16 protein-coding genes are annotated in these 14,017 nt (G+C 39.8%); 4 read left to right on the top strand and 12 right to left on the bottom strand.

Features of this window, described 5'->3' with window-relative positions; translation table 11 throughout:
* Position 1: 1 nt before the first annotated feature.
* From ftsL to EEJ45_RS04335, 4 genes are all read right to left on the bottom strand, one after another.
* Positions 2-355, bottom strand: a complete 354-nt coding sequence (ftsL, locus tag EEJ45_RS04350) for a cell division protein FtsL (protein ID WP_124563577.1) — start codon at positions 353-355, stop codon at positions 2-4.
* Positions 356-366: 11 nt separating this feature from the next.
* Positions 367-1,299 carry a 16S rRNA (cytosine(1402)-N(4))-methyltransferase RsmH gene (rsmH, locus tag EEJ45_RS04345; RefSeq protein ID WP_124563804.1) on the bottom strand — a complete coding sequence of 311 codons (933 nt, stop codon included), beginning with the start codon at positions 1,297-1,299 and terminating at the stop codon, positions 367-369.
* A 262-nt stretch (positions 1,300-1,561) separates the two neighbouring features.
* Positions 1,562-3,181, bottom strand: coding sequence for a bacillithiol biosynthesis cysteine-adding enzyme BshC (bshC, locus tag EEJ45_RS04340; protein ID WP_124563576.1), 1,620 nt, complete (start codon positions 3,179-3,181; stop codon positions 1,562-1,564).
* Between the two features lie 81 nt (positions 3,182-3,262).
* On the bottom strand, positions 3,263-4,138 hold the full coding sequence (locus EEJ45_RS04335; RefSeq protein WP_124563575.1) for a 2-dehydropantoate 2-reductase: 876 nt from the start codon (positions 4,136-4,138) through the stop codon (positions 3,263-3,265).
* Positions 4,139-4,286: 148 nt separating this feature from the next.
* On the opposite strand from EEJ45_RS04335, the gene EEJ45_RS04330 reads away from it, so the two are divergent.
* Complete coding sequence (locus EEJ45_RS04330) at positions 4,287-4,727, top strand: N-acetyltransferase (protein ID WP_124563574.1); 441 nt, start codon at positions 4,287-4,289, stop codon at positions 4,725-4,727.
* 32 nt (positions 4,728-4,759) lie between these two features.
* Here the strand turns inward: EEJ45_RS04330 and EEJ45_RS04325 are convergent, their stop codons facing one another.
* The 4 genes from EEJ45_RS04325 to EEJ45_RS04310 all read right to left on the bottom strand — a co-directional run bounded on the left by EEJ45_RS04325 (position 4,760) and on the right by EEJ45_RS04310 (position 7,276).
* Positions 4,760-5,296, bottom strand: a complete 537-nt coding sequence (locus EEJ45_RS04325; RefSeq protein WP_124563573.1) for an RsfA family transcriptional regulator — start codon at positions 5,294-5,296, stop codon at positions 4,760-4,762.
* A 356-nt stretch (positions 5,297-5,652) separates the two neighbouring features.
* Positions 5,653-6,399, bottom strand: a complete 747-nt coding sequence (locus EEJ45_RS04320; protein ID WP_124563572.1) for an enoyl-CoA hydratase/isomerase family protein — start codon at positions 6,397-6,399, stop codon at positions 5,653-5,655.
* 146 nt (positions 6,400-6,545) lie between these two features.
* Entirely contained in the window at positions 6,546-6,719 is a 174-nt protein-coding gene (rpmF, locus tag EEJ45_RS04315) for a 50S ribosomal protein L32 (protein WP_124563571.1), read from the bottom strand.
* Between the two features lie 56 nt (positions 6,720-6,775).
* Positions 6,776-7,276 carry a YceD family protein gene (locus EEJ45_RS04310; RefSeq protein ID WP_124563570.1) on the bottom strand — a complete coding sequence of 167 codons (501 nt, stop codon included), beginning with the start codon at positions 7,274-7,276 and terminating at the stop codon, positions 6,776-6,778.
* Between the two features lie 149 nt (positions 7,277-7,425).
* On the opposite strand from EEJ45_RS04310, the gene EEJ45_RS04305 reads away from it, so the two are divergent.
* Positions 7,426-8,634, top strand: coding sequence for a nucleotidyltransferase (locus tag EEJ45_RS04305; RefSeq protein ID WP_124563569.1), 1,209 nt, complete (start codon positions 7,426-7,428; stop codon positions 8,632-8,634).
* Between the two features lie 382 nt (positions 8,635-9,016).
* Here the strand turns inward: EEJ45_RS04305 and EEJ45_RS04300 are convergent, their stop codons facing one another.
* Together EEJ45_RS04300 and EEJ45_RS04295 are read right to left on the bottom strand one after the other, a co-directional pair.
* A complete protein-coding gene (locus EEJ45_RS04300) occupies positions 9,017-10,048 on the bottom strand; it encodes a SepM family pheromone-processing serine protease (protein ID WP_124563568.1) in 1,032 nt (343 codons plus the stop codon).
* A complete protein-coding gene (locus EEJ45_RS04295) occupies positions 10,041-10,832 on the bottom strand; it encodes a patatin-like phospholipase family protein (RefSeq protein WP_124563567.1) in 792 nt (263 codons plus the stop codon). Before EEJ45_RS04295 ends, EEJ45_RS04300 begins: the two co-directional genes overlap by 8 nt.
* 102 nt (positions 10,833-10,934) lie before the next feature.
* Here EEJ45_RS04295 and ylbJ point away from each other — a divergent pair, with 102 nt between their 5' ends.
* A complete protein-coding gene (gene ylbJ / locus EEJ45_RS04290) occupies positions 10,935-12,113 on the top strand; it encodes a sporulation integral membrane protein YlbJ (protein ID WP_124563566.1) in 1,179 nt (392 codons plus the stop codon).
* Between the two features lie 10 nt (positions 12,114-12,123).
* Here the strand turns inward: ylbJ and coaD are convergent, their stop codons facing one another.
* Both coaD and rsmD read right to left on the bottom strand, forming a co-directional pair.
* Positions 12,124-12,609, bottom strand: a complete 486-nt coding sequence (gene coaD, locus EEJ45_RS04285; RefSeq protein WP_124563565.1) for a pantetheine-phosphate adenylyltransferase — start codon at positions 12,607-12,609, stop codon at positions 12,124-12,126.
* Positions 12,606-13,172: a 16S rRNA (guanine(966)-N(2))-methyltransferase RsmD gene (gene rsmD / locus EEJ45_RS04280; RefSeq protein ID WP_124563564.1), complete on the bottom strand. Its 567-nt coding sequence runs from the start codon at positions 13,170-13,172 to the stop codon at positions 12,606-12,608. Before rsmD ends, coaD begins: the two co-directional genes overlap by 4 nt.
* Before the next feature lie 324 nt (positions 13,173-13,496).
* Here rsmD and EEJ45_RS04275 point away from each other — a divergent pair, with 324 nt between their 5' ends.
* Positions 13,497-13,886, top strand: a complete 390-nt coding sequence (locus tag EEJ45_RS04275) for a DUF7147 family protein (RefSeq protein WP_124563563.1) — start codon at positions 13,497-13,499, stop codon at positions 13,884-13,886.
* Positions 13,887-14,017: the final 131 nt, after the last annotated feature.

The raw sequence follows: 14,017 nt of genomic DNA, 5'->3' as shown, positions 1-14,017 counted from the left end.
GTTATTGTCCAATCCCTTTAACATTGTTTGCATCAATTGTCATGCCAAGTCGCGCTGCTACTTCAGCGATACGTTCATAGCGACTTAACAGTTCTACTTCCGCTTTTAAATCGCTGTTTGTCTGTAGCTGCTTGTCAATTTGCTTCTGCAGCTGAGAAACTTCCGTATTTACCTGGTATAAAGCGGCTTTGTTTCCAATAAATGCAATAGCAACATACAATAAAAAAGCAACAAACGCAGTATACAATAATTTTTCAATTACTGTGACTTTCGCTGACTGAACAGATGTGGATGCATTCTGTGTAGCTTCAATGCCGGATTCTTGTTTTTTGTACTTTACGGCCAAATTGCTCATGCATATCCCTCCTATAATTTTTCAGCAATACGCAGCTTTGCAGATCGCGCTCGGTTATTTTCTTCCAACTCTTGTTCTGAAGGCAAAATTGGCTTTCTTGTAATTAATTTCAACTTCGGCTTGAACTCATCCGGAATCATCGGCAAACCCGGTGGTAAAGGTGGTAAGCTGCTATGCGTTTTAAACGTTGTTTTACAAATTCGGTCTTCAAGAGAATGAAAGGTGATAACACTGATTCTACCGCCTGGTTTTGTCACTTCAATCGCAGCTTCAATGGCTTCTTCAAACACACCAAGTTCATCATTTACAGCAATTCGTATCGCTTGGAAAACGCGTTTTGCAGGATGTCCGCCTGTGCGTCTCGCAGCTGCAGGAATACCCTCTTTAATTAATTCAACTAATTGACCAGTTGTTTCAATTGGTTGCTTTTCACGATAAGCTTCAATTTTTCTCGCAATTTGTTTAGAAAATTTTTCTTCCCCGTATTGAAAAAAGATTTGTACAAGCTTTTCATACGGCCATGTATTGACAACATCATAAGCGCTAACAGATGCATCTTGATCCATGCGCATATCAAGCGGGGCATCGTGATGATAGCTAAACCCGCGCTCTGGCGTATCCAACTGCGGAGAAGATACCCCTAAATCGAAGAGTACACCATCTACTTGTGCAATCCCATTCTCCTGTAATACCTCTTTTAAATAACGAAAATTGCTTTTTACTGCCATAAAACGATCGCCGTATGCCGCAAATTTCTCTCTGGCATGAGCCAGCGCTACATCATCTTGATCAAAAGCGATTAATCTGCCGGCTTCGGAAAGTTGCGAAAGCAAATATGCACTGTGACCGCCTCCTCCAAGCGTACAATCTACATATATACCATCATGCTTAATATGTAAGCCATCTACCGTTTCTTTTAATAAAACTGTTGTATGATTAAACATCATTGCACCTACTTCTATGAATTCATGCTGTTGAAACTACACGCATTTTCTTATTATATACTAAATTTTATCATCTTTTGCGAAAATGTTAACAAAAATCCTGTCGATTTATGAAGATAATTCCTTACTTTTATGTCATATTGTTATTTGTATAACAGCTATACATATTCCTTCTCATATTGATTACGTTTTTTACAAATCACTTACCATTTACAATTAATTCCACACCGTGAAAAAAAATCCTGCACATATGTGCAGGATTTTATAATTTAATTACTTTGTGGGTGTCGTCCCATGTAAAAGATAATTGCGTGATATGATGGATCCAATCTAGTCCATACTCATTTAAGTAATACAAGACATTCCAGGTTCTCTCTTGAAGTCCACCTGCAGGTTGCAAGGACAACTCAATGCGGCGAAACTTATTGAGACTCACATCATGCTTTTGTTCAATATTTTTTCGGAGCATCCGCTCTAAAAGCTGCAGTTGCTCTTCTATTTTTCTTTGATTTTTATATGCATAAGACCGCAAACTCGGATTAATGCGCTCAACTAATTCACGAGCTACCTCATGGGAACGCATGATTTCTTCATGTACCTGAGCAAAGGTTTCCTCTACAGGCTCTTGTACCTGTGCAGCAAGCCACGCTTCCCGTGCTTCTCCAAGCTTTTTCGAAAACAACTCAGCTACATCGAGCCCTAAGTCAATCATATCTGAAGCGATATGCCCCTCAAGGTACGATAACATAAAACGAGGTACAACAGGTGGCATCATCCATCCTACTTCGTGAAAAACTCCCTGCAATTCAGCCCAATAGGCTATTTCTCCTGGTCCCCCTACAAACGCTAATGTAGGTAATACATACTCCTGCATGAGCGGTCTTGTCACAACATTATTGCTAAAGCGCTGCGGTTCTTTTTCGAGTAATTCTAACAGTTCTACTTCGGTAAAAGCATACTCTCCGTCTTTACAAACAAACAAGTCATCTCTGCGCTCTAATAACCATCTTTCTCCCTCTATATCTAAAAACAGATGACAAACTTCCGGCTTTGTTGTAATAAGAGGTTCATAGCCACTTTCCACAATACGCTGTTGCGTTTGCTTTAAGGCCGTTCGAATCTGCATTTCTTTTTGAATCAGCGTCTGAAAAAAAGGGATTTCAATACGGCGAAGCTCAGGTGCACCAGAGTCCATTAAAATTAATCCTTCTTCTTTAAAGATCTCCATAATCAGGCGGCCAAAGAAGTCTGTATATGTGCGCGAATGATGTAAGCATACTTTTACAAGCTCCAATAGTTCCTTTGTATACTTTGTTTCTCTAAATGTTTTAAAAATGCTTTCCACCCAAGCTAACGTCATATCTTGTGATAACTCTACTTGCGATGCACTTGCCTTTTTTTCATACATTTGCGGCAGTACCGATTTTTTTAACTTCCCTTTACTTGTTACGTAAATATGATTAATTTCATTCATATCATGATCTTCTCCAGCAATCCAAAAAACAGGTACAACTCTTTTTCCTAGTTGCTGTTCTTGCTCTTTTGCAAGCTGCAAAAGAGAAATGATCTTATGAATTGTGTACAACGGGCCAGTTAACATACCAGCCTGTTGTCCACCAACCACAACTAGCGCATCTTCCTCACGAAACGCACGAATATTTTCTATTGTTCTAGCGCCTGCTCCTAACTCTTCATTGTATCGAGTAAAATAAGCTGCCAGTTGTTCTCTTGGGTACGTACGCTCTTCTAAATGTTTAGCACGCTTCGTAAACTCTACTCCGTACGGCACATAATCAAAAAAGGAGGTAATTGTGCTCTTATTTTTTATATAGTCTCCTGCGGCACCACCAAGCACATCCACAGGAATTTCATATAGTTCCATAAAACGTCTTCCTTTCATCTCGAGACATTGCTCACCAACCAAATTGTATGCAAAGTAACATGTAAAAGCAAAAATTTTAACTTACATTTCTAATCCTTTTATAGATTTATGTAAAAAGGATACGAGCGGGGCTTTCACCTCATGTGCTTTTGGTAACTGAAGCAAATAGCCTAAAATCGCATCTATCTCGGTCGGTCGGTTGCTTGTCACATCCGTCAGCATAGATGATCTATTTGAAGCTGTTTGCACACACACCTCACATACTCGTTTCCAATGAAATTCACTTTCTTGTACATCCAGAAGCTGTATCACTTCAGTAAAGAGTTGCCGCATCGTTTGATAGAAGTAAGCGTTATAAATAAGCGCTCCATTTGATACTCTATATAAAGCCGTAAGAGGATTAATGCAAGCATTAACAATTAGCTTATGTTGCATCACTTGTTTCCAATCAGGCTCTTCTAACACAGTAAAGGTAGGGGGGAAACAAGCTAAAAATGAAGTGAAATCCATGGAATCTCCTTGTACAACACCAAACTTTGTTACGCCTTGTCCAGTATGCTCTACTTCATTTCCGCTCACCTTTTTCGCGCCATGCTCCACAATAGCAACGGCTATGCTCTTTTGTATAGTTTGCATTGCGTTAAGGTGTCCCATGCCATTTTGCACAAAAATAATTCGTTTGCTTTCACACTCAGACAACAAAGGTATTAAATCTGTTATATGATATTGCTTGGTAGCAACCAGTAAAAACTCATCAGCAGGTAACTCTTCTCCCAATACCTTTGCTTTTACTGCTGTTGCTTTCGCTTTTCCTGACGTATAACAAACAATACCTCGTTCTTGTATTGAGTCCGCTTGTGTTGACGTACGAGTATACATGGTAACTTCAGCATGTTTCCCTAAATAAAATCCAAACAATAGCCCTACAGCTCCGGCTCCAACAATGCCAATCTTCATCTGACCACCCCATATTGTATTAAAGCTTGCATTCATTTTAACATACCTAAAATTCTGAAATATACGTGAAAGTTTATGCGACATACGCTATAATATAAATGTAAATATTTTTATTTTTCTATATTTTAAGATAAAAGGACGTGACAATATGTACATTCCAAAGGTAGAGCGCCTGCTCGTCAATTATAAAACACTCGAAGAGTTTAAAAAATTCAAACGTTACGGGAAACAAGAGCTCTCTATGCTTGAAGATTTACAAGCAAATATTATTGAAGATAATAGTGAATCACCCTTCTACGGCATATATTTCGGAGAATCACTTGTAGCGCGCATGAGTCTCTATGAAACAGAAGATTATATAGAGTTGTACAAATTGGAAGTTTTGCCTGCTCTTCAGCATAAAGGATTTGGAAGCGCTCTCGTAAACTATACCAAAAGCTTGCAACGACCTATTAAAACGATTGCCCGTGTACAATCAGAGCTATTTTGGGAGAAGCAAGGCTTTGACAAAATCATCATTGAAGATGCACCGTTTTATATATGGCGTCCCCAGCCAAACGTTGATGCAGTAAGCAGCGAGAGCGCTTAAGTAAAATAAAGAACAGCCCGATGGGCTGTTCTTTATTTTTCGACCTTCTCAAGAGCATCTCTACTACGTAATAGTTGTATACTTTCACTTTTATCAGGCGCTACCACACTTCGCCGTTGATCTAGATAGGCAAATAGCGTTTTATATTCTTGCTCATATACAGAGAGTTGTTTAGATAGTTGCTGCTTTTCCCTCTCCAATCGCTCCGTTTTCGCTTCTAACTGCTGAATACGCTGAAATAATCCCGAGGATAATTCTTGCTCTGGTTGATAATTTTGTAAAAATGCAATAACATCAGCCAGAGTTAATGAACGTTGTTCTGTTACAGTCACTTCCTCAGCTACAGCACCTTTACGTTGGCTTTTTGCCTCATCAATTTGCTCTTTATACTGTTTTCGAACCGTCGAGTTCCAGCGAAATCCACAGGCAGCCGGCGTTCTTGATAAACTGCGTCCCACTTCCTTAAATGCGGAGAGCTGTGTTCCGTTTTCACGTATATGGCGTAATACAACTTCAGCCAATAGCAAATCTTCATCTTCTGTCCAAGCATCCTGACGCGTCGTAGCCAAATCTATCCCTCCCAATACATTTTTACTTACAACATATGCAACTGCTAGAAGAGATAGAATATACATTACTAATATTTTTAGATAGAAGAGAAGAACAACTGCGTATAGCTACGTTCAAAACGACGTATCTAACGAAGCCATAGATATTATACGAAATTCCTTTATAGCCTTGCTTTACTGTTTCTTTAATGTTAGAGAAACTTGTTACATATATATGCGTGTAACCAAATACACAATACCTCCTAAATTTCTAACACTATCCTTTCATGTCTTCCATACCTAAAAAAAGATTCGCACTTTTAAACAATTTCCTTGCTCGCCAAACGCTATAATTGAACAATTGCTTGTACATGGCATTACTTTTTCAAAAAAGTTTCTACCGCACGATGATGCGATTCTCCTTCCCACAAAACAGCGCACTCACGTATTTCCTGTTGCATCCGTTCTGCAAGATTACTCTCTTGCCATTTCCGGATAGCAACACGTTTATACGCTGTTAGTACCTCTGCATGTTGTACAAATGCATCTTGTAGCCATTCTGTACAAAAAGAAGATTCGTTCTCAAAGACGCCATTTAGAAAACCGATTGTTTCTGCTTCTTCCGCTGTATAACGCCGTGCAGACCAAAGCATTTGCATTGCTTTATCATACGGAAGCTTTTCAAGTAGCATAGAAGCGCCACCCCATCCGGTCGTGATTGCTAAATCACCTTGCACAAATCCAAGCTTCGCTTCCGGAACGGCAAAACGATAATCACATGCCGTCGCAATTTCACAACCACCTCCAATAGCAATGCCGTTCATGAACGCAACAGTAGGCTTTGGAAACGTCATAAATTTGTATAACACACGCCCCATTTTTGCAAGCATTTCGTATGCCTGCGCTTCTGTCTTTAAAGCATGAAATACACGCAGGTCGCCACCAGCACAAAAAGATGACTCACTGCCAGTAATAATAAGTGCGCTCTCTTCCCCGTTTCTTTCCGTCTCCAGTATTTCCTCAAGGGCATTCATCACATCATAATCAATCGCATTTCTACATGTCGGTCGGTTTAATCTAATCCATAAAAATCCGTTTTTACGTTGAACAATTACTTTCTTCATCCTATCACCCCTTATATGAATTATATCGTTCTTATGAGAGGAGAGATACATAATTGTTTCTTATACATACAATCCGCTTTAACGCATCCTTGAAGGCAAAAATAAATAAAAAGCGCAGAGGAAACAATCCTCTGCGCTTACCAGCATTAGTTGCTGATTACTTCTTTACCTTTGTAAGTTCCGCATGCTTTGCATACACGGTGACTTAATTTCATTTCACCGCAGTTTGGGCATTCTACCATACCTGGCACTGCCAATTTGAAGTGCGTGCGACGCTTTCTTTTTACTGTTTTAGAAGTTCTTCTAAAAGGTACAGCCATTATTCCCACCTCCTTAAAAGAGAGAGTTAGTATCATTGAAGGCCTCGACCGGTCTTCTACTTCTTGTCAAAAAACTTTGCAAGTACTTCCAAACGAGGATCAATTTTCTCTGTCTTCTCATCTTCTGAAATTACTTGCCAGCCTTGACCTTGTGTCGGTGCTCCATCTGATGCTGCCTCACTGAAAATCTGCATAGGTATTTCCAGAAGTATATTTTCCTTAATTACAGGTAGTAAGTCAAGTACTTCTCCTTGTAAATAATGAATGTTTGCATCAGCTTCATATGCTTCTTCTGAAGCTAAGAACACCTCGGTTGTTTGAATGTCAAAAGGGAGCGGTACATCTACTAACGTTCTAGAACAAGGTAATATCATCGTACCTTGAATGCGCAAATGAAATGTATACTTACTCGCTCCGAGGTCCGCTTTTCCACTCACCTTAACAGGTGATAAGTCGCGTACTTCCGGCCAGTCTTGCAAATCATCAAACTGCACTGTTTCGTCAAACGTAAGCCCTTTGCTTCGGTATTTGTTTAATTGATGGATTGACCATTTCATAAAATCACCCCTAAGGCAACAAAGAAAATTATATCGAGCAATTATGTATTTGTCAATATTTTTTCTTTACACTATAATGTAGTTATTATCAGGCAATATATACAATAACATGATTACAAACAAAAACTCAATAGAAAGGAGAGAATGCTTTGAAAGCCGCAGGTGTAATTGTTGAATATAACCCGTTTCATAATGGACACGCCTATCATTTGGAGCAAACAAAAAAAATCACCAATGCTGATGTTGTCATAGCAGCCATGAGCGGTTCATTTTTACAACGTGGCGAACCTGCTATTGTCTCAAAATGGGCGCGAACCAAGATGGCATTGGCGGGCGGTGCTGATGTTGTTGTTGAAATTCCTTATGCATTTTCCACGCAGCATGCAAAAATGTTCGCAAGAGGCGCCATTTCTATATTAGATGCACTACAAGTAAAGGAAATTTGCTTCGGTAGCGAAAGTGGCAATATCACTCCTTTTTATCACGCTTTGCAAGAAAGAACAACTCGTATGGAGGCTCTTAATCAAGCACTGCAACAAAAAGTTGAAACAGGCGTTAGCTATCCCAAAGCCCTCTCTGACGCTTATAAGAATATTGGCATTGATAACTTGGACCTCTCCAAACCTAATAACATTCTCGGTTTTCATTATATTGAACAAATACAAGAGCAAGGAAGTAACATACAAGCGCACACCGTCGAACGTTTGAACGCGCAATACCATGATACAACATTTGCTTCCTCTTCTATAGCAAGTGCAACTAGCATTCGTAAGCACCTGCAAAAATCTCCAATTGAAGACGCGAGCGAAGTGATGCCTCTTGCAACAAAAATGGAATTACAGTCATATCAGCAAACCTACGGGTTGCTCCATATGTGGGAAAACTACTTTCATCTGTTAAAATACAAACTGCTCACTATGTCTGCAGAGCAATTACGTGGCATCTACGAAGCTGAGGAAGGACTTGAAAACCGCTTGTTATACGCCATTGAGCAAGCAACATCGTTTGAAAATTTTATGCAAGCCATTAAAACAAAGCGTTATACATGGACCAGGTTGCAGCGACTATGCTTACATACATTAACACATGCGACAAAAGATGAAATGAATCTTGCAGATACAGCTCCCTATATCCGCCTTCTCGGTATGTCAAAGACCGGACAAGCTTATATATCAAGTATAAAAAAGAATATTCCCATTCCTCTTTTGTCTCATAGCAAGCATAGCAAACACTCTCACCCTTTACTTGATTTGGATATACGAGCGAACGCCGTGTATTATGCTATTTTACCCGAACCATTCCGTTCTCAAGCATTAAAACAAGAATATGTACAACACCCTATTCGCTCTAATATATAAGGCTATCAATTTACATATAATCATTTGTTTTTGTATAAGTGCAACTAGAACAAACAACATTCTTTTTTGGGGTGGGAAAGAAGAACGGGCAATGTAATGGTTGTGGTCAGAGCCTTGTCAAGTGAGAACATACACAGCGAGGCGGTCTGGCGCTGTGATTTTCTTGCTGTTTATATGTCGAAAAACTATGTAGACTTATATAGGCCAGAAAAGAATTACATGATATATGAAGCCAAAATATAATATCTTGTTTATTCACATGAGCGTTACGACGTTTTACTAAGCCTTCACATCCGTTTGCCGCCAAGAAAATTACAAGGGTGTCCTATCATCACTTTGAGGACACCCTTTTTTCAAGCATAAGAAAGCATACTTCTTGACGTTAGTCCGCTTGTTCAGGTGGTAATTTGTCCAAATAAGTTAGCGCATCATCCAGCACATCTACAGGAACAATCTTCATTTTACTTCCTATATCTTTTGCGGTTTTAACTGCTTCTTGATAATTAGAATTCTTATTTCCCTTTTCATTTGGCGCAAAGAAAATGTCTGCTCCTGCTGTATCTGCCGCAATTACTTTTTGTGAAATCCCACCAATTGGTCCTACTTCACCTTTTGCATTAATTGTTCCTGTTCCTGCTATTTCGTATCCTTTTGTTAAGTCAGCTTCGGTTAGTTGATTATAAATTTCCAATGTAAACATCATACCTGCCGAAGGTCCACCAATACGATGGGCATCTATTTTCACATTAGGACTTACTTTCAGTTTTTGATCTGTTGTAATCTGCACACCTACTCCTAAGCGATCAGTTTCTCCTTGTATAGGTGCGAGTCCCAGTGTGACATACTCCTTTTTCCCCTGTCTTTCAAATTCAATCTTTACTTTCTCTCCACTTCTTTTTCTTTTTACGTAAGCGATGAATTCATCTGCTGTATGAAGCTCTTTACCATCTATTGCGGTTAGACGGTCTCCAATTTTAAGCTTTCCCGTAGCCGGCATATTGTCAGCAACAGAAATAACCAATACGCCACGATTTTCAAATTCAACTGATTTTCCAGCATATTGATAAGCATTATAGATAGCTGCCGTTTGCGACTCTTGCATTAAGTGCAGTTGACGAAACTGATACTCCGCATCGTTTTCCTCTTGCCCCAAGATCGCCTCCTTTGGATAAATTTCCTGATAGCGGTCTAGTTTAGCTGCTATGTAACTCGTAATACTAGCACGCGACATAGAAACCGTGACTAACATAAAGTCACCTTCCTCTTCGTAGCCGCCCTCCACCTTGACATACGGTTTTAGATCTTCTGCCAAACCGGGCTTTGTAATGTAATAAGGAAGCGGTACATACATAACAACAATTGCTAATATAACAGCAAATATAAAAACAGTAACATAACGCAATCGCTTAAACATGATGGTTCTCCTTCCACTTTTCAATTCGTTGTTGAATATCATGAATATGCCTTATCGCTTCTTCTTCTCCTGCACGAATGATATCTTCAATATTTGTAAAGGCGCGCGAACTGAAATTCTCAACAGCAGGGCGCATCATTAAATCTGAAGCAACTTTACGATGATGCACAAGTTCATGCTGCATAATTTCAATACTTTGCATAATCACATCAAAAATAGAAGTTACCTCCCCGTTCACCTTTCCTGAAGAGACATCTACAGCAATAATTATATCTGCTCCTAGACTTTTGGCAACTGATACAGGGATACGGTCAATCACCCCGCCATCGACAAGCAAACGATTATCTATCTTCTCCGGAATAAAGATGCCCGGAATCGAAATACTGGCACGCACAGCAGGGGCAATTGGTCCTTCTGTAAAAACCACTTTTTCACCGCTTAATATATCAGTGGCGACGACAGCAGTCGGAATATCCAGTTCTTCCAGTCTTTTATTATATGTGAACATGGCTATCATATCTTTTATTCTCTTACCTGCTACAAAGCCCATTTTAGGAACGGTAAAATCCAAATAATATTTTCGTTTAAACAATTGAGCGATACGATATAAGCGTTCAACATCACAGCCTGCGGCATAAAATGTAGCTACCAGTGCTCCCATACTGCTTCCCGCAATCATATCAATTGCAATACCGGCTTCCTCTAACACTTTAATTACTCCAACATGCGCAAAGCCCTTTGCGCCCCCTGAGCCTAAAGCAAGACCAATTTTTGGCTCTCTCACTGTACTCACCCTTTTCCTGTATATATTCTATCTTATGGTCTAAAGCTTGCCCCTATCCTCGTATACTAATAATGAGAGCTCGGACAAAACGGGGGGAGTTTCATGCGTTCTAAAATACAAACAGTGCTTATGGCAGGCACTATTTCACTTTTGACCGTCTCACTCATTACAAATCCGCAAGCGTGTTTAGAAGCTTCCGCACGTGGTCTTGATATGTGGTGGAAAGTGGTTTTTCCTTCTTTACTTCCTTTTTTTATTGCATCAGAGTTATTGATTGGACTAGGGGTCGTAAACTTTATAGGTGTGTTGCTCGAGCCTTTTATGCGTCCTCTTTTTCGTGTGCCAGGTACAGGAGGCTTTGTCTGGGCCATGGGGATGGCCTCAGGATTTCCTTCCGGTGCGAAACTGAGTGCGAGGTTAAGACAGACTAAACAAATGACACAAATTGAAGCAGAGCGCCTTGTTTCATTTACAAACTCATCCAATCCTCTCTTCATCTTTGGTGCAGTCTCTGTAGGTTTTTTTGCCAATGCCAAGTTAGGGATTTTATTAGCAACAGCCCACTACATCAGCAACTTACTTGTAGGACTGATGATGCGTTTTCATGGTCACAAAGAAGAAGCGAGCCGAGACAACAAACAAACAGCTTCTTTACGGAAAGCTTTTAGCGCCCTACACCGCAAGCGTCTAGAAGATACGCGTCCTATTGGAAAAATGATTGGAGATGCTATTTCTTCTTCTGTACAAACTTTGTTAATGATCGGTGGGTTTATCATTTTATTCTCTGTACTTAATAAGATGCTAAGTATTATTAAATTCACAACACTATTTAACTACGGTATTGAGTATATTCTCCACACGCTTCATGTTTCACCTTCTTTAAGCGCGCCCATTCTTGCCGGCATCTTCGAAATCACACTTGGCAACCAGCTCACAAGTCAAACTCAAGCGCCACTTTTGCATCAAGCAATGATTGCTAGCTTTATTTTGGCCTTTAGCGGCTTGTCTGTTCAAGCACAGGTTGCCAGTATTTTAGCAGAGACAGATATTCGCTTTAAGCCATATTTTATCGCTCGGGTTGTTCAAAGTCTTATTGCACCTGTATTAACTCTTATTTTATGGAAACCTCTTTACGAAAAGCCATCTACCCATATAGGAGGAGCCATTCCAGTCGTCGCACAACCGGCTGCAGACACTTGGTATGCTCTATATACATACGGTCCTGTCATGACTTTATTCTGTTTATATGTATATGTGTTGTTATTAGTTCGCAAAATTTAAAACCCCGTGTTTACGGGGTTTTAAATTTTGCCGCCAACGCTTGTTCAACAACAGGAGGCACTAAATCCACTACACTAGCGCCATATTTCGCTACTTCTTTAACAATACTGGAGCTTAAGAAAGAATATTGGTTATTTGTCATAATAAAAAAAGTTTCAACTTCTTCCTCTAGCTTCCGATTCATAGCAGTAATTTGCATTTCATATTCAAAGTCAGAAACCGCACGTAATCCTCTTAAAATAGCACTCGCTCTTTTCTCACGCGCATATTCCACCAACAAACCGCTATGAACATCCGCTTTTACATTACTCATATCCTTCGTAACCTCTTCAATAAGCGCGACTCGCTCTTTTGCCGTAAAAAGCGGATTTTTAGAAGAGTTGTTCATTACAACAACGTATATTTCATCAAACACTTTGGCGCCGCGCTTAATAATATCTAGATGCCCTAAGGTAATGGGATCAAAACTACCGGGACAAATCGCTATTTTTTTCATGCATGCTCCCCATCCTTTAACTTATAAATCGAAATAGCTGTAATACCGTAATCTTCGCTTCTTACTAAAGAAAGAGCCCCTATTTCGCTTGGGAGTTCCACGCTTATATCATGCTCGGCCATAATGATACCTGTTTGGGTGAGAAGAGAATGTTGCTCAATTACACTAATAATAGAAACAATCTTCTGATTTTTATAAGGTGGATCGAGCAAAATAAGATCAAAAGCTATTTCTCGTTTAATTAAAGCCCTTAAGGCTCGTTCGGCATCATTTCGATACACTTCTGCTTTTTCCGTTAAGCGGCAGCTTTGCAAATTTTGTTTGATCACTTGCACTGCCTTTGTATCGCGATCTACGAACACTGCCCGATCCATCCCTCTGCTCAATGCTTCAATTCCAAGGCCACCACTACCACCAAATAAATCTAACACCAGACCCCCATCAAAATACGGACCAATTATATTAAATATGGATTCTTTTACCTTGTCAGTTGTTGGTCTCGTTGTATTACCAGGCACAGCCTTTAATGGATGACCTTTGCATATTCCTGAAACTACTCTCATTTGCATTCACTACCTTTTTCTCGTAATCCTACTTCATCCTAACATAAAAACAAACAAATCAAAACAACCAGGTAGAAAATTTGGTATGTTGTGTATATCTTTCTATGTAATGGATAAAAATAGACGTAACAACATCACTTCTGATGTTGTTGCCAACCGCGGAGAAGACTTACGTTCCCCATAAGTTCTTCCTCCGGTTTCTCCTCTCCCTTTGCCTTCTTGCTAGTGTTACACTAGATTGAGAAGGACCCTGCTTAGGCAGGGTTTTTTTATTTTCACTTTTACAGTACAATAAAAATTGTTACTTAGAGGAGGATTGTTACTATGATTCAACGCTTTATCGAACTTGGAGAAGGCTATTCAGATCTATACGAACTACTTGAAATTGCCAAAGCCAATCAAACACGTTTGGCACATATGCTTATGTTTACCACAAAAAAACAGAACCGAGATGTATGTTCACTTGCCGTCGTTCTTCATCCTACCACCCCAGGTGACTTTCAACCCCTTTACATATGTCGTGAAGGTATACCTATCTTACCTGATAAAACAAGCAAACGTATACAGCTTTTTGAAGAAACTGCGCAACAACTAAATAAACCAATCATTACAATATCTGTGAAACCGTCTAACACATTCGCAGAAACAACGTTATACTACAACCACCTTATCGCCATACTGCGCCTAAACCACCTCATCCCACCTATGAAATAGAAAAGCGGAGCTGACTGTTTAGGCACAGAACCTAAGGTTCTCGGCTCGAAAAGGCGCTTTTTGCCTTTTTGTGGCCGAGGTTCTTAGGTGAGAGTGCCTAGGAGGCGTAGCTAGACATTAAGAAAAGCGGA

This window comes from Ectobacillus antri, from assembly GCF_003852715.1.
Lineage (GTDB): Bacteria > Bacillota > Bacilli > Bacillales > Bacillaceae_G > Ectobacillus > Ectobacillus antri.
This window is presented reverse-complemented; position numbering and strand designations above follow the sequence as displayed.